The organism is Pseudomonas sp. yb_9, from assembly GCF_043103635.1.
Lineage (GTDB): Bacteria > Pseudomonadota > Gammaproteobacteria > Pseudomonadales > Pseudomonadaceae > Aquipseudomonas > Aquipseudomonas monteilii.
The window spans coordinates 158,821-175,919 of the sequence record NZ_JBICKA010000007.1 but is presented as its reverse complement, the minus strand read 5'-3'; the positions used below and the strand labels follow the sequence as shown (position 1 = coordinate 175,919).

18 protein-coding genes are annotated in these 17,099 nt (G+C 63.7%); 11 read left to right on the top strand and 7 right to left on the bottom strand.

Features of this window, described 5'->3' with window-relative positions; translation table 11 throughout:
• Window positions 1-6: 6 nt before the first annotated feature.
• Window positions 7-918: a LysR family transcriptional regulator gene (locus ACF8MI_RS02365; RefSeq protein ID WP_060497250.1), complete on the bottom strand. Its 912-nt coding sequence runs from the start codon at window positions 916-918 to the stop codon at window positions 7-9.
• A 94-nt stretch (window positions 919-1,012) separates the two neighbouring features.
• On the opposite strand from ACF8MI_RS02365, the gene ACF8MI_RS02360 reads away from it, so the two are divergent.
• Window positions 1,013-2,182 carry an MFS transporter gene (locus ACF8MI_RS02360; RefSeq protein WP_060497249.1) on the top strand — a complete coding sequence of 390 codons (1,170 nt, stop codon included), beginning with the start codon at window positions 1,013-1,015 and terminating at the stop codon, window positions 2,180-2,182.
• Between the two features lie 52 nt (window positions 2,183-2,234).
• Here the strand turns inward: ACF8MI_RS02360 and ACF8MI_RS02355 are convergent, their stop codons facing one another.
• Window positions 2,235-2,858, bottom strand: coding sequence for a glutathione S-transferase family protein (locus ACF8MI_RS02355; protein WP_019097826.1), 624 nt, complete (start codon window positions 2,856-2,858; stop codon window positions 2,235-2,237).
• Between the two features lie 199 nt (window positions 2,859-3,057).
• On the opposite strand from ACF8MI_RS02355, the gene ACF8MI_RS02350 reads away from it, so the two are divergent.
• Both ACF8MI_RS02350 and ACF8MI_RS02345 read left to right on the top strand, forming a co-directional pair.
• Entirely contained in the window at window positions 3,058-3,360 is a 303-nt protein-coding gene (locus tag ACF8MI_RS02350; RefSeq protein WP_060497247.1) for a DUF3077 domain-containing protein, read from the top strand.
• Window positions 3,361-3,437: 77 nt separating this feature from the next.
• Complete coding sequence (locus tag ACF8MI_RS02345; protein WP_104834510.1) at window positions 3,438-4,160, top strand: hypothetical protein; 723 nt, start codon at window positions 3,438-3,440, stop codon at window positions 4,158-4,160.
• A gap of 9 nt (window positions 4,161-4,169) precedes the next feature.
• Here ACF8MI_RS02345 and ACF8MI_RS02340 read toward each other — a convergent pair whose 3' ends face one another.
• Window positions 4,170-4,712 (bottom strand): WYL domain-containing protein, encoded by a 543-nt coding sequence (locus ACF8MI_RS02340; RefSeq protein ID WP_104834511.1) that lies wholly within the window; start codon window positions 4,710-4,712, stop codon window positions 4,170-4,172.
• Between the two features lie 119 nt (window positions 4,713-4,831).
• On the opposite strand from ACF8MI_RS02340, the gene ACF8MI_RS02335 reads away from it, so the two are divergent.
• Window positions 4,832-5,116, top strand: coding sequence for a type II toxin-antitoxin system RelE/ParE family toxin (locus ACF8MI_RS02335; RefSeq protein ID WP_025752732.1), 285 nt, complete (start codon window positions 4,832-4,834; stop codon window positions 5,114-5,116).
• Between the two features lie 46 nt (window positions 5,117-5,162).
• On the opposite strand, the gene ACF8MI_RS02330 is transcribed toward ACF8MI_RS02335, so the two are convergent.
• On the bottom strand, window positions 5,163-6,587 hold the full coding sequence (locus ACF8MI_RS02330) for a PLP-dependent aminotransferase family protein (RefSeq protein WP_200928446.1): 1,425 nt from the start codon (window positions 6,585-6,587) through the stop codon (window positions 5,163-5,165).
• A gap of 325 nt (window positions 6,588-6,912) precedes the next feature.
• Between ACF8MI_RS02330 and ACF8MI_RS02325 the strand changes: the two genes are divergently transcribed.
• Entirely contained in the window at window positions 6,913-8,325 is a 1,413-nt protein-coding gene (locus tag ACF8MI_RS02325) for an amino acid permease (RefSeq protein ID WP_060497243.1), read from the top strand.
• A 3-nt stretch (window positions 8,326-8,328) separates the two neighbouring features.
• Here the strand turns inward: ACF8MI_RS02325 and ACF8MI_RS02320 are convergent, their stop codons facing one another.
• Window positions 8,329-8,508 (bottom strand): hypothetical protein, encoded by a 180-nt coding sequence (locus ACF8MI_RS02320; RefSeq protein WP_028699887.1) that lies wholly within the window; start codon window positions 8,506-8,508, stop codon window positions 8,329-8,331.
• A gap of 102 nt (window positions 8,509-8,610) precedes the next feature.
• Here ACF8MI_RS02320 and tam point away from each other — a divergent pair, with 102 nt between their 5' ends.
• Window positions 8,611-9,393 (top strand): trans-aconitate 2-methyltransferase, encoded by a 783-nt coding sequence (gene tam, locus ACF8MI_RS02315; protein WP_060497242.1) that lies wholly within the window; start codon window positions 8,611-8,613, stop codon window positions 9,391-9,393.
• On the opposite strand, the gene ACF8MI_RS02310 is transcribed toward tam, so the two are convergent.
• Together ACF8MI_RS02310 and ACF8MI_RS02305 are read right to left on the bottom strand one after the other, a co-directional pair.
• Complete coding sequence (locus ACF8MI_RS02310; protein ID WP_200928445.1) at window positions 9,383-9,754, bottom strand: DUF2784 domain-containing protein; 372 nt, start codon at window positions 9,752-9,754, stop codon at window positions 9,383-9,385. The two genes, tam and ACF8MI_RS02310, sit on opposite strands and share 11 nt — an antisense overlap.
• 92 nt (window positions 9,755-9,846) lie before the next feature.
• On the bottom strand, window positions 9,847-10,716 hold the full coding sequence (locus ACF8MI_RS02305; RefSeq protein WP_025752728.1) for a LysR substrate-binding domain-containing protein: 870 nt from the start codon (window positions 10,714-10,716) through the stop codon (window positions 9,847-9,849).
• Between the two features lie 243 nt (window positions 10,717-10,959).
• Between ACF8MI_RS02305 and ACF8MI_RS02300 the strand changes: the two genes are divergently transcribed.
• From ACF8MI_RS02300 to ACF8MI_RS02280, 5 genes are all read left to right on the top strand, one after another.
• The gene (locus ACF8MI_RS02300; RefSeq protein ID WP_019097816.1) at window positions 10,960-12,276 is read left to right on the top strand and encodes an MFS transporter; all 1,317 of its coding nucleotides are present in this window, start codon (window positions 10,960-10,962) and stop codon (window positions 12,274-12,276) included.
• A gap of 14 nt (window positions 12,277-12,290) precedes the next feature.
• The gene (locus ACF8MI_RS02295) at window positions 12,291-13,682 is read left to right on the top strand and encodes an FAD-dependent oxidoreductase (RefSeq protein WP_200928444.1); all 1,392 of its coding nucleotides are present in this window, start codon (window positions 12,291-12,293) and stop codon (window positions 13,680-13,682) included.
• 97 nt (window positions 13,683-13,779) lie between these two features.
• Window positions 13,780-14,490, top strand: coding sequence for a YebC/PmpR family DNA-binding transcriptional regulator (locus tag ACF8MI_RS02290; RefSeq protein ID WP_060497239.1), 711 nt, complete (start codon window positions 13,780-13,782; stop codon window positions 14,488-14,490).
• Window positions 14,491-14,627: 137 nt separating this feature from the next.
• Window positions 14,628-15,572: a LysR family transcriptional regulator gene (locus ACF8MI_RS02285; protein ID WP_060497238.1), complete on the top strand. Its 945-nt coding sequence runs from the start codon at window positions 14,628-14,630 to the stop codon at window positions 15,570-15,572.
• A gap of 81 nt (window positions 15,573-15,653) precedes the next feature.
• Window positions 15,654-17,066, top strand: a complete 1,413-nt coding sequence (locus ACF8MI_RS02280) for a DOPA decarboxylase (protein ID WP_104834514.1) — start codon at window positions 15,654-15,656, stop codon at window positions 17,064-17,066.
• The last annotated feature ends 33 nt before the right edge of the window (window positions 17,067-17,099 follow it).

Sequence of the window (17,099 nt, the reverse complement as noted above, 5' to 3'; positions counted from 1 at the left end):
GCACCGCTATAGGCGCGTGCGCTGGCTGCCAGACAGCTGCTCTACCAGAAAGTCCACAAACACCCGCACCCGCGCCGGCATCGCCGAGCCGCCAACGAACACCGCATGAATCGGCTCGCGATCGTCAGGGTTGTACGCCTCCAGCAGCGGTACCAGCTGCCCGCTGGCCAGGTCATCGACCACGGTGAAGGTGCCGATGCGCGCTACGCCGGCCCCCAGCCTGGCCAGTTGTGCCAGGGCTTCACCGCTGCTGCATTCGATATTGCCGGTCACCTTCAGTGAAAACACTTCGCCATTGCGCCGAAACGGCCAGTCGGGTGCGGCGCGGCGAAAGTTGAAGCGCAGGCAGTTGTGCCGGGCCAGGTCCTCTGGCACCAATGGGGTACCGCAGCGTTGCAGGTACTCGGGCGAGGCGACCACTACCTGGCCGGTTTCGCCAATGGCACGCGCACTCAACGAGCTGTCTGGCAGGTGGCCGAAGCGCAGCGCTACGTCGGTCTGGCCGCCGAGAATATCGGCAACCTCGTCGCTTAGGGTCAGGTCGACCAGCACTTGAGGATAGCGCGCGCTGAACGCCGCCAGCAGCGGCACCACGGTCAGGCGGCCATGGCCCAACGCAGCGCTTACCCGCAAGCGGCCGCGGGGCACGCCCTGGTCGGTGATGGCGTCCTCGAGTTCCAGCATGTCGGCCAGCACCCGTCGCGCACCGCGCAGGTAGGCCTCACCCTCGGGTGTGAGGGTGATCGCCCGGGTGGTGCGCAGCAGCAGGCGCGTGCCCAGGCGCTGTTCGGTACGGGCGAGGATGCGGCTGACGGCAGAAGGTGTCAGGCCCAATGCCCGGGCAGCGGCGGACAGGCTGCCTTCTTGCGCCACCCTGGCAAAAATCTCCATCTCTCCGGATCTTCCACTGAAGTCCATTTGTGTCTCGCAGGCAAAGGTGATTCGCAAAAACGCAGTCTAGTGCGTTTTTTAAACAGTTTGTAGCATTTGCGGCATAGATAAGGAGCTTGCCATGCGTATCAATCCACCTCTGGTCGCACTCGCCATCGGTGCCTTCGGCATCGGTGTCACCGAGTTCGCCCCCATGGGCATGTTGCCCAGTATCGCCACCGACCTTGGCGTTTCCATTCCTGCTGCAGGGCTGTTGGTCAGTGCCTATGCCATCGGTGTGCTGATTGGCGCGCCATTGATGACCCTGGCCACGGTGAAGATCCCGCGACGATACCTGTTGATCGGGCTGATGGCCATTTTCACCTTGGGCAACCTGATGTCGGCGCTGGCCAGTGACTACGCCAGCCTGATGGTGGCCCGCGTGGTCACTTCGTTGAACCACGGCGCATTTTTCGGCATCGGCTCGATCGTTGCGGCCAGTGTGGTGCCGCCCGAGAAGCGCGCTGGCGCCGTGGCGGCGATGTTCATGGGCTTGACCCTGGCCACCATCGGCGGGGTGCCTCTGGCGACCTGGTTTGGTGAAATGTTGGGCTGGCGCACAGCGTTCTGGGGTATTGCCGGGCTTGGCCTGGTGGCGATGACCACGCTCTGGTATGCGCTGCCCAATGTCGCATTGCCCAAGGGTGACGGCGCCATGGCAGAAATCCGCGTATTGGGCCGCGGGCCGGTATTGGCGGCCTTGCTGCTGACCGTGGTGGGTTCCAGTGCAATGTTTACCGTGTTCACCTACATCGCGCCAATCCTGCAGAACGAGGCGGCGGCGTCTACCACCTTCGTGACAGTCATGCTGGTGCTGTTCGGGGCTGGCCTGACCCTGGGCAATGTGTGGGGTGGCAAGGCAGCGGACCGTTCGATCGATCGCACCCTGATCCTGTCGTTGGCGGTGCTGATTGCGGTCCTGCTGGTGTTTCCGCTGGTTCTGGCCTGGCCACTGCCGACGGCTTTGGCGGTGCTGGTCTGGGGGGCCGCCAGCTTTGCCCTGGTGCCGCCGTTGCAGATGCGGGTGATGGAAGCGGCCAAGGATGCGCCCAACCTGGCGTCGGCGGTGAACATTGGCGCGTTCAACCTGGGCAATGCGATTGGCGCGGCGCTTGGTGGCGCGGTGATCAATGCAGGGTTGGGTTACCCGGCGATTGCCCTGGCAGGCGCGGCGATGGCGGCGTTGGGCCTGGTGATGGTGCTGCTGTTTGCCTGGCGTGGTCGGATGGTGGCGGGCCAGGTTGCGGTGTAACAAGCCTGTATCGCCGGGGCTGCACGCAGCCCCGGCGTCTTCCTTTTCGCTGTCAGGGCGTGCCGTTGCGACCATGCAGGTGATAGGCCGGGCGCTCGCTCAGGCGTTCGTAGTAATCACGTACGGCCGGCAAGTGCGGGTGCTCGAACGGTGTTTCGAACCAGCGGTTGACCGACAGGCCGACAGGGATGTCGGCCAGGGTGAACTGGCTGCCGGCCACATAGGCACCGGTGCTGGCCAGCTGGCGGTCAAGGATGTGCATGTAACGCGACCACTCGGCGCAGCCGGCGGCGAGCGCCTGTGGGTCCTGGTGGGCGGGCGAATGCCTGACCAGCGACATGAATGCATAGCTCCAGGAGCGGTTCAGGTCCGAGGCCTGCCAGTCGATCCACTGGTCGATCCTGGCCCGTGCCTGCGCCTCGCTCGGGTAGAACGCAGTGGCACCGTAGCGGTTGGCCAGGTAGCGGATGATGCTGTTGGACTCCCACAGCGTAAAGTCGCCATCCTGGATCACCGGGATCATGGCGTTGGGGTTAAGCGCAAGGAACTCGGCACGGTCGGTGGGCTGGAAGCCCGAGCCCCAGTCTTCACGCTCGAACGCGACTTCGAACTCGGCACAGGCCCACAGGACTTTCCGCACGTTGATGGAAGAGGCTCGGCCCAGTATCCGTAGCATGGTATTCGTCCTTGTAGAGGGGGAGTTGATCGTCCGCCACTGCCCAGGGGCTGGTCAAGGGGCAGATCAGCGACCGAGCGCCCCTTCAGCCGGGTTCTTGTAGGCCATTTCCGAAAGTAACCCTTTCCACCCCAATGGCCATTGTGGTCGCACCGGCAGCCCCCTAGTCTCGGCACGCTCTTAACCCCGAGGAATGGACATGGACAACGACACGCCCCAAAACAGCAGCAAGCTCAATGTCGTGAGCGCGGCAAGCCGGTTTGGCAATGCCAATGCCGAACTGGTGCAAATGAAACCTCAGCTGCCATTGCGCACCGCACTGATGGAAGCTTCCAGCATCATGGGTTGCATCACCGAAATCACCCGCAAGGCCATCGACAGGCCAGGTGACCGCAAGGCGATGATGCAAGCCACGTTCTATCTGGCAGGCATGGCCAAGGCACTGATCGATGGCCAGTTGCTGCAGATGCGTCAGGCGCGCGAAGGCGAAGGTGACGCCTAGCCAGGCTTGCCTGGGGGCCACGAACTTGGCAACCTTGGGCGGTTTGAATCGCGTATCACCACAGAAGGAAGCATGCATTGAGCTGGGACAAGGTGGGGAAGCTTCTCGTCGCCGTGCTGATTGGCCTGATGGTCCTGTTGGCCGCCTACGCGCTGCTCAGGGGCAACCCGCGCCTGGAGGCGTCACTGACCTATGCCTACCTCACTTACCCCAGCCAGTTCAGCGAGCGTATCAGCAAGGCCAGCGAACAGCTCAAGTACGAGCAGTTGCAGGGGCGTATCAACAGCATCGACCAGGGCGGGCTGAGCCATGACCAGGTCGAGCGGCTGATCGAAATGGCCCAGGCACCGTATGCCCAGCTGTTCGCCAAACCGTTCGAGGCCGGGTTGGTCGATCACCGTACGGGGTTGCTCATCGAGTTGCTCAACAGTGGCGACGCTCAGGTACGCCAGGTGCGCATTCGCTTGCCAGCCAAAGGGCTGGTGCAAGTGCGCGATGCTGCCGGTAACGACACGCTGCTGGAAAACGCCACCGCGCAGGTAGATATCCCGGCCATCGAGCCTGGTGGCACCTGCAAGGTATGGGTGTATTTCGATGCCGACTTTTCGCAGATCCGCCAAGGCGGGGTCAGCATCAGCCACGCCGACGGTGTGGCCAATGTGCAGGTGTACCACCAGGTTATCGGTTTCCCTGCCACGGTGGCCCGCTACAGCCGTGAGCTGATGGTGTTGCTGGGGGGGTTGGGGCTTAGTGTGTTGGGCCTTGGGTATGCCTGCCTCGCGCGACGTCGCGCGGTTTGACTGCGCCGGTCAATATTCGCCATCGTGCAGCGCCAGGCTCTGGCGCAACTGTTCCAGCATGGCCACGCGCAGCACGTGGGGCGCATGCACCCGGATCGAACCGGCTTGGGACAGCAGCCAGGTCATCAGCGCGCGGTTGTCGTCGACACTCGCCTGTAGCGTGGCACCGCCATTTTCTTGTGGCGTCAGTTGCATATCCGTAGACAGTGGCTGCGCTTCCAGGCGCCGGGCCAGTACGTCATCGACCCAGGCGTGCAGTTCAATGCGCGGCGGCGGGACAAGTACGTCGGGCTGCAACTGTTGTGCTTCGTTCAGGTCCAGGCCCGGTTGCCAGTACCAGCCGTAAGGTATGCCTTTGCTGTTGCATTGCAGTGGGAAGAGCGCTGCGAGTTCGACCAGGTCGCGCTCAACGGTGCGTTTGCTGGTGGTATGGCCCACGGTCTTCAGGGCGGCCTGCAATTGGGTGGAGCTCATTCCCGGGTGGCGGCCGGGCAACAACTTGAGGAGCTGCCACTGGCGGGCGATGGTGTGGCGGGTGGGGTGGCTGGGCAAAGGGCTCGTCCTTGAAGCAGGCGCCAAACCTGTCGTGTGATGGCGTATGGCTATTGCCTCAGCATACCCTTTTGCTGAATGGGATCCAAGTTTTCGGTCGAGGCATTCAGTGTCTCTGGATGACCTATAAGCTAGATTTTCTGCCTTCGGCATTAAAGGAGTGGAGCAAGCTTGGCCACACTGTGCGTGAGCAGATCAAGAAAAAACTCGGCGAGCGTTTACAATCGCCGAAGGTACAGGCCGATGCGCTGCGTGACTTGCCGAACCACTACACAATCAAGCTCAGGGCCTCCGGGTATCGCCTAGTGTATCGGGTTGAGGACGAGCGAATCGTTGTCGTAGTGGTTTCGGTTGGTAAGCGCGAGCGCAGTGGGGTCTACCCTGCGGCTCAAAGCGTTAGATGATGGCACGCTGGTGCATTCACAATATGCTCAGCGCCCGCCATACACACTACACCCCACCCCGCCGCACATGCTGCACCAGCACCTTCTCCAGCAACTCCCACATCGCCGGCTCCGTGCTGAACGCCACATTGAACCGCATCCACCCGGTCGCCTTGGCATCCACCATGAACAACTGCCCAGGCCCAAGCATGATGCCTTTCTCAAGCGCATCATCCAGCAGCGCCGCGCTGTCCGGAATGGCCGGGTGGCGGGTCCAGATGTACATGCCTTCATCCGATTCGATGAACAGTTCAAAGCCCAATCGATGCAAATGCCGGCCAACTTCCTGATGCGCCTCGGCCAGGCGTTGGCGCAGGCGCTTGAGGTGTTTGCGCCAACGACCGTCGATGATCGCGGCGTACACCACGCGCTCCATCACCTGTGAGGTGGTCAGGCCCGAACGCATTTTCAGGTGCAACAGTTTCTGCATCAGCTCGGGGTTGGCCAGCATGTAGCCGACCCGCACGTTGGGCGAAATGCTCTTGGAGTAGCTGCCCACGTACACCACCTGCTGCAGGTGGTCGAGGCTGGCCAGGCAGGGCTGCGGTTCGGCGACCATGTCGGCGTACAGGTTGTTTTCCACCAGGCGGAAGCCGTGCTGGCTGGCCAGTTGCAACAGGCGGTGCAACTGCGGCAGCGGGGTGCGGGAGCAGGTGGGGCTGTGCAGGTGCGGCTGGGTGAAGAACGCGGTCGGACGGTGGTGGGTGAGCAAGTGCTCCAGCTGGTTCAGGTCGTAACCGGCCGGGGTGCGTGGCACGCCGACCAGGGTGGCGCCCTGCGTGCGCAGAATGCTCATCAGGTTGGGGTAGCCAGGGTCGTCCACCAGCACCACATCGCCTGGGCGCACCAGCGTGCGGGCGGCCAGGTCCAGGGCCTGGCTGGCGCCGTGGGTGAGCATCAGTTGCGCAGGGTTGGCGACGATCGACAGCTCTTGCTGCAGGTTCTGCGCGGTCAGTGCACGCAGCTCCATCAGGCCCATGGGGTCGCCGTAGCCGGATAATTCCAGCGGGCTGCCGGCCACCTGACGCAGGCCGCGACGCAAGCCGTCTTCGTACATCCAGTCGTTGGGCAGCCACCCGCACCCCGGTTTGTACGGCAACTGGCGGATCTCGAAGATCTGCTGCAGGTACCACTCGGAGTTGAACGTTGGTCGACTGGTATCAGCCTCGGCGTTGTGCGTGTCCAGTAGTTCGCCCGCCGCACGGTTTACGAAGAACCCCGCATTGCCACGGCTTACCAGCAGCCCTTGGGCGACCAGGCGGTCGTAGGCCTCGACCACGGTGAAGGTGCTCACCGAATAGCTCGCGGCAAAGGCGCGGATCGACGGCACCTTGGCGCCTGGCTTGAGGGTCTGGTTGTCGATCAGCTCGCGCAGCCCGTCAATGATCTGGTTGACCAGCGGGGTTGAGGAGTCTGGATGTAATTCGAACATTCGGGGCCTTCAGGGTGCGTATCGCCTGGCGTTTGCAGGGTGTACTGCATGGGCGACCTGTACAGTGCAGTGCGAGTTTCATGCCACTGTGCATGGCTCTCTGCGTCGGACATTTTTACATTAGGTGTCGGATATCGCCACATAAAGCATGTTCAGTTCGCTCCAGGCAGCCGCCCTGGGGCGCGTCAGCAGGCCGCCATGGAAGGCCTGCGTGTGTTCGTTCACACCTTCCTGCCCGCATTAGCACTGATGTACAGGTGAAACCGCCAGCCATCGGGGTTTCACGGTTTTCCTTGGATAAAAAGAAGCACGGGGTACACAACTGATGGACGCAACATCCACAACCACCACCGCGAAAAGCGGGCACGAGAGCAAGCTCAGTGCCTCGCTGAAGTCGCGCCACCTGACGATGATGTCCATCGCTGGGGTTATTGGCGGCGCCTTGTTCGTCGGTTCCGGCAGCGTGATCCACAGCGCCGGCCCAGCCGCTGTCCTGGCCTACCTGGCGGGCGGCATCCTGGTGGTACTGATCATGCGCATGCTGGGTGAAATGGCGACTTCCTCGCCAGACACCGGCTCGTTCTCCACCTACGCCGATCGCGCCATCGGCCGCTGGGCCGGTTTCACCATCGGCTGGCTGTACTGGTGGTACTGGGTCATCCTCATGGCCTGGGAAGCCTATGTGGCGGGCAAGATCCTGCATGGCTTCTTCCCCGACGTCAGCGTCAACGTGTTCGTGCTGGCCACGACCCTGTTGCTGATCACCGTCAACTTCTTCAACGTCAAACACTACGGTGAGTTCGAGTTCTGGTTCGCCTTGATCAAGGTGATCGCGATCGTCTGCTTCCTGATCGTGTGTACCGCTGCCGTGCTGAACGTCTGGCAGTTCGGCGAAGTGCGTGGCATCAGCCACCTTACCGCCGAAGGCTTCATGCCCAATGGCATCACCACCGTGATCGGTGCCTTGCTCGGGGTGATGTTTGCCTTCCTGGGGGCTGAAATCGTTACCATCGCTGCCTCCGAAGCCAAAGACCCGGCCGCGCAGATCGTCAAGGCCACCAACTCGGTGGTATGGCGTGTGTGCCTGTTCTACGTGGGTTCGATCTTCCTGATCGTCTGCCTGGTACCGTGGAACGACCCGCACCTGGGCGTTTCCGGCTATGGCGCCTACCGCCGTACCCTGGAACTGCTGGGCGTGCCGTATGCCGAGCTGCTGATGAACTTCGTGGTGCTGACCTCGGTGAGCAGCTGCCTGATCTCCGGCCACTACACCGCTTCGCGCATGCTGTTCTCCCTGGCTCAGCGTGGCGATGCGCCGTCGTTCTTCAAGATTACCCGCGCCGGCACCGGTGTACCGGTGTACGCGATCATGGGTTCGTGCGCCGTGGCCGTGGTATGTGCGCTGATCAACTTCAGCGAGACCCTGCGCCCGAAAGACGTACTGGAAACCCTGATGAACACCACCGGCATGATTGCCCTGCTGGTGTACCTGGTCATCGCCTTCTCGCAGCTGCGCATGCGCCGCAAGCTGATTGCCGAAGGCAAGGAAGTACGCCTGAAGATGTGGCTGTTCCCGTGGCTGACCTACCTGGTGATCGCGTTCATCGTGGCTGCCCTGGTGACCATGGCCTTCATGCCTGACTACCAGATCCTGGTGATCTCCACCGGTATCGCTGCGGCAGTCGTGGTGGCGATGGGTGTGGTGCACCAGATCCGTTCTGGCAGCAAGCAGCACTAAGCGTCACTCGCTTTTCGAAACGGCCGGCTCCCTAGGGGACCCGGCCGTTTCGCGTTGTTGGGCCTGGGCTTTTTCTGCGGGCATGTGGAAGCGCTGGTTCATCCAGGGCGAGCCGAGCAGGGCGGCGGCGGCAATCAGGGCCAAGATGGCGAGGGCGATGTAGGTTTTCATGGGCGTGCGCATCAATGGACTGACTTCAAGCATAGGTGTCAGTTCCGGCGATAGGGCCCCTACAGTCGACAGATGGCATATGCTAGACACATCGCCCGCCCAAAGGAGCCGCACATGGCCTGGTCCGCCACCCAGTATTCCCTGTTCGAAGACGAACGCACCCGCGCCGTGCGCGACCTGCTCGCTGCCATTCCGACCCCGCCGCGCCCGGTGCGCCACGCCACCGACCTGGGCTGCGGCCCGGGCAATTCCACCGAAGTGCTGCTGCAACGCTACCCCGATGCCCAGGTAATCGCCCTGGACAGCGATCCGGACATGATCGACAAGGCCCGTGAGCGCAAACGACTGTGCATCCCCCGGGTACGCACGGCCATCGCGGACATCGCCGGCTGGTCCGCCCCGGAACCGCAAGACCTGATCCTGGCCAACGCCTCGCTGCAATGGGTACCCGACCACGCCTCGCTGTACCCGCACCTGGTGCGCCAGCTGAGCGAAGGCGCCAGCCTGGCCGTGCAGACCCCGGACAACCTTGACGAACCGGCCCACCGCCAATTGCTCATGATTGCCAGCCAAGGCCCTTGGGCGGCCAAGTTCGCCGATTTCCAGCTGCCACCACGGCACAGCGCGGCGTTCTACTACGACCTGCTCAGCCCGCTGTGCACGCGCGTGGATGTGTGGCGCACCACCTATCACCACCCGTTGCCGGGTGGCGCCGAAGCGGTGGTGGAGTGGTTCAAGGGGTCGGCCCTGCGGCCTTATCTGGCCAGGCTTGATGAACAGGAGCAGGCCGACTTCCTGCAGATGTACCTGCAGGCCATGCAGCGAGACTACCCACCGGCCACCGATGGCAAGGTGCTGCTGCCGTTCCCGCGCTTGTTCGTGATCGCTACCCGCTAGGATGGCGCCAGCGCCAGGCCACGTAACTGTAAACGCCGAGGTTGAGCAGCAGCACAACGCAACCCAGCAGCAGCTGAATGTGCGGCGTCAGCCCGGCGGGGTAGATCAGCGGCCAGATATAGTGCTCGACGAAACCGCCTTGGTAGCCTGCGTCACCGGCTGCGCTACGCATGCGGTTTTCCCAGGTGGTGAGCGGGCAGCCCAGGTGCAGGCATTCCACCGCAAGGCCCCAGGCCAGGGCTGGCAAGTGGATGAGGAGGGCGGGGCGCCACGTGAGCACCAGCAGGCCGCCGAACAGCACCAGCAGGATGAAGGCCAGGTGCATCAGGACCAGGGTGTCGGCGGCAAGGCGGTAGAGCATGGGCAGTGTGCCTAGGTTGAATTTCCCCCAGCATAGTTGGTTGCCTGTGCCGGCCTCTTCACGGGCTTGCCCGCGAAGAGGCCGGCACAGGTTTACATCCCTTCCTCAACCATTTGCAAAAAGGTCGCCACCACCCGCCGCGTTCGCTGCTCGCTCAGGCAGACCAGCGTCTCGGTCAAATGCCGCTGGCAGTCCACAATCGGCAGCGCACACACCCGCGCATCGGCGCCAAACTCTGCCGCCGACACCACCCCCACGCCAATCCCCACCACCACCGCTTCCCGTGCCGCCTCGCGGCCTTCCACCTGGATCGCCGGGCGAATCCGCAGCCCGGCCCGCTGCATTTCTTCTTCCAGGGTCTGGCGCGTCACCGAGCCAGGCTCGCGCAGCACCAGCGGTGTGTCGTCCAGGTCGGCCAGGCTGATCGAACCACGGCTGGCCCACGGGTGGTGGTGGGAAACGAACGCTACCATCGGGTCGCGGCGCAGCGGCAGGCAATGCAGCCGCTCATCGTCCACATCCCGGCCCAGCAGCGCCAGGTCGGCCTGGTAGCTGAACAGCCGGGCCAGCGACTCATCGGTATTGCCGGTCTCGATCTTCACCTGGATGCCCGGGTAGCGCTGGCAGAAGCGGGCGATCTGCGGCAGCACGTGCACCGGCGCATCCACCGCCAGCACCAGGCTGCCGGTGTGCAGGGCCCGCGAATCCTGCAGCAGGTCATGGGCTTCGGCTTCGCAGGCGAACAGGCGCTGGCTGATGCCCAGCAAGCGTTCACCGAGGTCGGTCAACTGCACCGAACGCTTGTTGCGGTGGAACAGCAAAACGCCGAAGCGTTCCTCCAGCTTGCGCACCTGGTCCGACACCGCAGGCTGGGTAAGAAACAGCTTTTCCGCTGCGCGGGTAAAGCTGCCGTGCACGGCCACCGCATGGAAGGCCTTGAGTTGTGCGTGGGAAACCGACATGGCCACCTCAGTAACAAGCTGAGCTTATGTGTGAAATACGATAAATCGATTTTATTTATCTTAGCGCAACTGTTTCCATGCATGTCAGCCCGACGCTGGCACCACGAATGCCGCCAGGGCCATGGTGCCCACACGGTGCCATCTGACCCGATGACAGCCTTGTCATCGCTGTGCGTAACACAAGAACAAGACAGGCGTTTCTTCACATTCTGCCGGCACACTTGAGCAAGAGGTCAGACGTACATGAATCAATCACTAGCCGCGTTCAAACGCTGGCGCATCCAGATTTTCGCCATCACCTGGCTGGCCTACGCCGCCTTCTACTTCACCCGCAAAGCCTTCTCGGTGGCCAAGCTGGGCATCGCCGAAGACCCCAACTTCATGCTCGACAAGGCCGCCATGGCCAACCTCGACGCCATCTACCTGGCCGCTTACGCCGTGGGCCAGTTCACCTGGGGCATGCTCGCCGACCGCTTTGGCCCACGCGTGGTGGTGCTGGGCGGGTTGCTGATTTCCGCCGTGGCGGCGGTGGTGATGGGCAGTTACGCCACCTTCCCGATCTTTGCCACCTGCATGCTGGTGCAGGGCCTGGCGCAGTCCACCGGCTGGGCCGGGTTGTGCAAGAACATCGGCAGCTTCTTCCCGGCTTCGCAGCGCGGGCGAGTACTGGGGTTGTGGAGTTCCTGCTATGCCTTCGGCGGCCTGGTGGCTTCGCCGTTCGCGGGTTGGTGGGCCTACACACTGGTCGGCACCTGGCACGCGGCGTTCTTCTCCAGTGCCGCCGTGGTGGCGCTGGTGGCCGTGCTGTTCTTCATCCTGCAGCGCAACAAACCTGAAGATGTCGGCCTGCCAGCGGTAGAGCCCGAGCCGCAGAGCATGGCCCCGGCCGGCAACCTGTGCAGTGTGTGGGCGCCGCTGAAAGAGATCCTGCGCAACCGCACCGTGCTGACGCTGGGCCTGGCGTACTTCCTGCTCAAACCCGCGCGCTACGCCATCCTGCTGTGGGGGCCGGTGATCGTTTTCGAGCAGATGCCGTCGGTGGGCAAGGTGGGTGCGGCAATCATCCCGACCGCCTTCGAACTGGCCGGGCTGCTGGGCCCGATCATCATTGGCCTGGCCTCCGACAAACTGTTCGGCGCCCGCCGCATGCCGGCTTGCGTGATCAGCCTGGTGTTGCTGACGGTGACCCTGGCGGCCTTCATGGCGGCCATGCACACCGGTAGCGTGATGCTGGTGGTGGCGTTGCTGTTCGTCATGGGCCTGACCCTGTACGGGCCGGATTCGATGATCAGCGGCGCGGCGGCCATCGACTTCGGCACCGCCAAGGCCGGTGCGACTGCAGCGGGCTTCGTCAACGGCTGTGGTTCGGTGGGGGCGGTGCTGGGTGGGCTGCTGCCGGGGTACTTCGATGGTGTCACAGTGTTCATCGTGTTCGCCGGCTGCGCGCTGTTCTCGGCGCTCGTGCTGCTGCCGCACTGGAACAGCCGCCCGGCCAGCACCCCGCAAAGCGCTGACGTGGCACCGAATACCAGCATGGCAATCAAGCCACTGCGTACCTAAAGGAAAGCGAGCGAATGAGACCCTTCTGGCTGCAACAGGCCCTGGATTCGGCGAAGGAGGCGGTGTGCCCACCGCTGCAAGGTGATACCCGTTGCGATGTGTGCATCGTCGGCGGCGGTTACACCGGCCTGTGGACGGCACTGATGCTCAAGGAGGCGATGCCGGCGCTGGATGTCGTGCTGATCGAAGCCGATATCTGCGGCGCCGGCGCCAGTGGCCGCAACGGCGGTTGCGCATTGTCCTGGTCGGCCAAGTACTTCACCCTCGAACGCCTGTTCGGGGTAGCCGAGGCGGTGCGCCTGGTGCGCGAGTCGGAACGCAGCATCGGGGATATCGGTACGTTCTGCGCGGCCAACGGCATCGACTGCGACTACCGCCTGGATGGCACGTTGTACACCGCCACCAACGCCGCTCAGGTCGGCGCCACCGATGCAGTGATCGCGGCGCTGGAGCAGAAGGGCATCAACTCGTTTCGCCGCCTGCCGCTGGACCAAGTCCAGCGGCAGGCGGGTTCGGCACGGCACCTGGAGGGCTGGTTCTCGCCAGCTGCCGCCACGGTGCAGCCGGGCAAGCTGGTGCGTGGCCTGCGGCGGGTGGCGTTAGAGCGCGGCGTGCGCATTCATGAAGGCACGGCCATGAGTGGCCTGGAACACGGCGCCCCGGTGCAGGTGCGTACGGCCCATGGCACGGTGCGCGCCGACCGCGTGGTGCTGGGCCTCAATGCCTGGATGGCGCGGGCCTTCCCGCAGTTCGAGCGCAGCGTGGCGATCGTTTCCAGTGACATGGTAATTACTGAGCCGTGCCCCGAGCTGCTGCGCGAGATCGGCCTGGACAGCGGCATCAGCGTGCTCGACTCGCGCATTTTCGTGCACTACTACCACAACACCTCCGATGGCCGGCTGATGCTTGGCAAAGGCGGCAATACCTTTGCCTATGGCGGGCGCATGCTGCCGGTGTTCGACCAGCCGTCGCCCTACCGGCCGCTGCTGCGCGAAAGCCTGGGCGGGTTTTTCCCGGCCTTGGCCGAAGTGCCGCTGGCGGCCAGCTGGAACGGGCCGTCGGACCGCTCGGTGACCGGCTTGCCGTTCTTCGGCCGGCTGGACGGGCAGGGCAACGTGTTCTATGGCTTTGGCTATTCCGGCAGTGGCGTTGGGCCGTGCCACATGGGCGGGCAGATTCTGTCGTCGCTGGCGCTGGGGCTGGATAACCCATGGACCCGTTCGCCGCTGGTCAAGGGGCCGCTGGGGCTGTTCCCGCCCGAGCCGGTGCGTTACCTGGGTTCGCTGATGGTGCGCAATGCCATCCGCCGCAAGGAGCGCGCCGAAGACCTCGGCATGCGGCCACGACGGCTGGATGTGCGCCTGGCGCGGTTTGCCGCAGCAGCAGGCAAGGCCGATAAAGGCTGATGAGATTTCTTGTCGATCCCATGCGTGAGGGCGTATAAAATGCACCCACTTTTGGCCGGTCGCTTCCTGAACCGGCCGCTGAAACAAGAGAGTCGACATGGGCGCACAGTGGAAAGCCAAACATAGAGAAACAGCGGCCAATGCCAAAGGCAAGGTCATGGGCAAGCTGTCCAAGGAAATCCAGATCGCGGCCAAGTCGGGCGCCGATCCTGACATGAACCCGCGCCTGCGCCTGGCCATCGTGCAAGCCAAAAAGGCCTCGATGACCCGCGAGACGCTGGAGCGTGCGATTCGCAAGGGCGCGGGCCTGGACGGTGATGCCGTGCAGTACCACGCCGTCAGCTACGAAGGCTTTGCACCGCACCAGGTGCCACTGATCGTCGAGTGCCTGACCGACAACGTCAACCGTACCGTCGCGCAAATCCGCGTACTGTTCCGCAAGGGCCAGCTGGGTGCGAGTGGTTCTGTGGCCTGGGACTTCAACCATGTCGGTCTGATCGAAGCCACTCCGGAAGGCGACGCCGACCCGGAAATGGCAGCCATCGAAGCCGGCGCCCAGGATTTCGAGGAAGGTGAAGAAGAGGGTTCGACCTTGTTCATTACCGACACCACCGACCTGGACGCGGTACAGAAGGCCCTCCCGGAACATGGCTTCACCGTGACCTCGGCGAAGATTGGCTACACCCCGAAAAACCCGGTGAGTGCGGCCAGCCTGAGCGCTGAAGCACTGGCTGAGGTTGAAGCGTTCCTTGAAGCGATCGACGAGAACGATGACGTGCAGAACGTGTACGTTGGTCTGACCGCTTAAAAAGCCGGGGCCGCGTTGCGGCCCTTCGCGGGCTTGCCCGCTCCCACAGGTTCACCGCAGCTTTCAATACAGCGATGAATCTGTGGGAGCGGGCGAGCCCGCGAATAGGCCCTTGAATGCCACCGCAGGGAGCCTGCATGAACCCCACCTTCGCCTCCCTCAGCCTCGCCCACCTGCGCACCCTCGACCACCTGCTACAGCTGAAAAACCTCAGCCACGCCGCCGAGCGCCTGGGCGTCAGCCAGTCGGCCCTGAGCCGCCAGCTGGCCCACCTGCGCGAAGCTTTCGACGATCCGCTGCTGGTACGCCAGGGCCGTGGCTACGTATTGAGCGAACACGCCGAAGCCCTTGTCGAACCCCTGCGCCAGGTTCTCGAAGAACTACAGGCTCTGCGTCAGCCCGCGGTGTTCGACCCGGCACGCTGCGAGCGGCGTTTCTGCCTGGCTGCTTCGGACTACGTGGCCGAGCACATGCTGCCGCTGCTGGTGGCCGCGCTGGAGCGTGAAGCACCGGGCGTATCGCTGGAGTACCGTACCTGGCAGGCCGGCCAGTACGCCTTGCTGGCCAGCGGCGAGATTGACCTGGCCACCACCCTGTTCGACGAGTCGCCGCCCAACCTGCACGGGCGTCTGCTGGGCGAGGACCGCGCCGTGTGCCTGATGCGTCACGACCACCCGCTAGCTGCCCATGCCGCACTCAGTCAGGCCGATTACTTGGCGCACAAGCACGTACGTATTTCCGGCGGTGGCGACAAGGACAGCTTCATCGACCGCCACCTGCGCGTCCAGGGCTTGCAGCGGCGGGTCAGCCTGGAAGTGCCGTTTTTCTCCGCCACTGTGCAGGTGATCGCCAACAGCCAGGCCGTGGCAACCGTACCCGAGCACATTGCCCGGCAACTGTGCCGCTTGCATGATCTGGCCTGGCGGCCGCTGGGTTTCATCGACCACAGCCAGCGTTACTGGGTAGTGTGGCACCAGCGCCTGCAGGCCTCGGCCGAGCACCGCTGGTTGCGCAACCGGGTGTTCGAGCTGTGGCGACAGTCGCAGTTTGGCGTGCAGGGTGGGCATGCGGGTTTGCCATAGCAGGTATGCGCAAGGCGGGGTTATTCGCTTTGGCACAGGTACCTAGACTGGGGGCAGTGGAAAAACCACAGGAGCCCCCACGTGACCCCCGAACAATTCCGCCAATACGGCCACCAACTGATCGACCTGATCGCCGACTACCGCCAAACCGTCGGCGAACGCCCGGTCATGGCTCAGGTCGAGCCCGGCTACCTCAAGGCTGCTTTGCCTGACACCGCCCCCCAGCAGGGCGAACCCTTCGAGGCCATTCTCGATGACGTCAACCAACTGGTCATGCCCGGCCTGTCCCATTGGCAGCACCCGGACTTCTACGGCTACTTCCCCTCCAATGGCACCCTGTCTTCCGTATTGGGCGATTTCCTCAGCACCGGCCTGGGCGTGTTGGGCCTGTCTTGGCAATCCAGCCCGGCACTGAGCGAGCTGGAAGAAACCACCCTCGACTGGCTGCGTCAGCTGCTGGGCCTGTCTGGCCAGTGGAGCGGAGTGATCCAGGACACCGCGTCGACCAGCACCCTGGTGGCGCTGATCAGCGCCCGTGAACGCGCCACCGACTACGCCTTGGTACGCGGCGGCCTGCAGGCCGAAGCCAGGCCTTTGATCGTGTATGTCAGTGCTCATGCCCACAGCTCGGTAGACAAGGCCGCGCTGCTGGCGGGTTTTGGCCGCGATAATATCCGCCTCATCCCCACAGACGAAAAGTACGCCTTGCGTCCAGAGGCCTTGCGGGCGGCGATCGAGCAGGACCTGGCTGCCGGCAACCAACCTTGCGCGGTTGTGGCCACCACTGGCACCACGACCACCACCGCCCTTGACCCGCTGCGCCCGATCGGCGAAATCGCCCAGGCCCATGGCTTGTGGCTGCATGTGGACTCGGCCATGGCCGGTTCCGCGATGATCCTGCCTGAGTGCCGCTGGATGTGGGATGGCATCGAGCTGGCCGATTCGGTGGTGGTCAACGCGCACAAGTGGCTGGGTGTGGCCTTCGATTGCTCGATCTATTACGTGCGCGATCCGCAGCACCTGATTCGGGTGATGAGCACCAACCCCAGCTACCTGCAATCGGCGGTGGATGGTGAGGTGAAGAACCTGCGTGACTGGGGCATCCCGTTGGGCCGACGGTTCCGCGCGTTGAAGCTGTGGTTCATGCTGCGCAGCGAGGGCGTTGACGCATTGCAGGCGCGGTTGCGGCGTGACCTGGACAATGCCCGATGGTTGGCGGCGCAGGTTGCGGCGGCGGCTGAGTGGGAGGTGTTGGCGCCGGTGCAGTTGCAGACCCTGTGCATTCGCCATCGACCGGCGGGGCTGGAGGGGGAGGCACTGGATGCGCATACCAAGGGGTGGGCCGACCGGCTGAATGCTTCTGGCGATGCCTATGTGACGCCAGCGACACTGGATGGGCGCTGGATGGTGCGGGTTTCGATCGGTGCGCTGCCGACTGAGCGAGGGGATGTCGAGCGACTGTGGGCGCGCTTGCAGGAAGTGGTTGAAGGTTGAAAGTGCCGGGGCCGCAACGCGGCCCCGGCCATC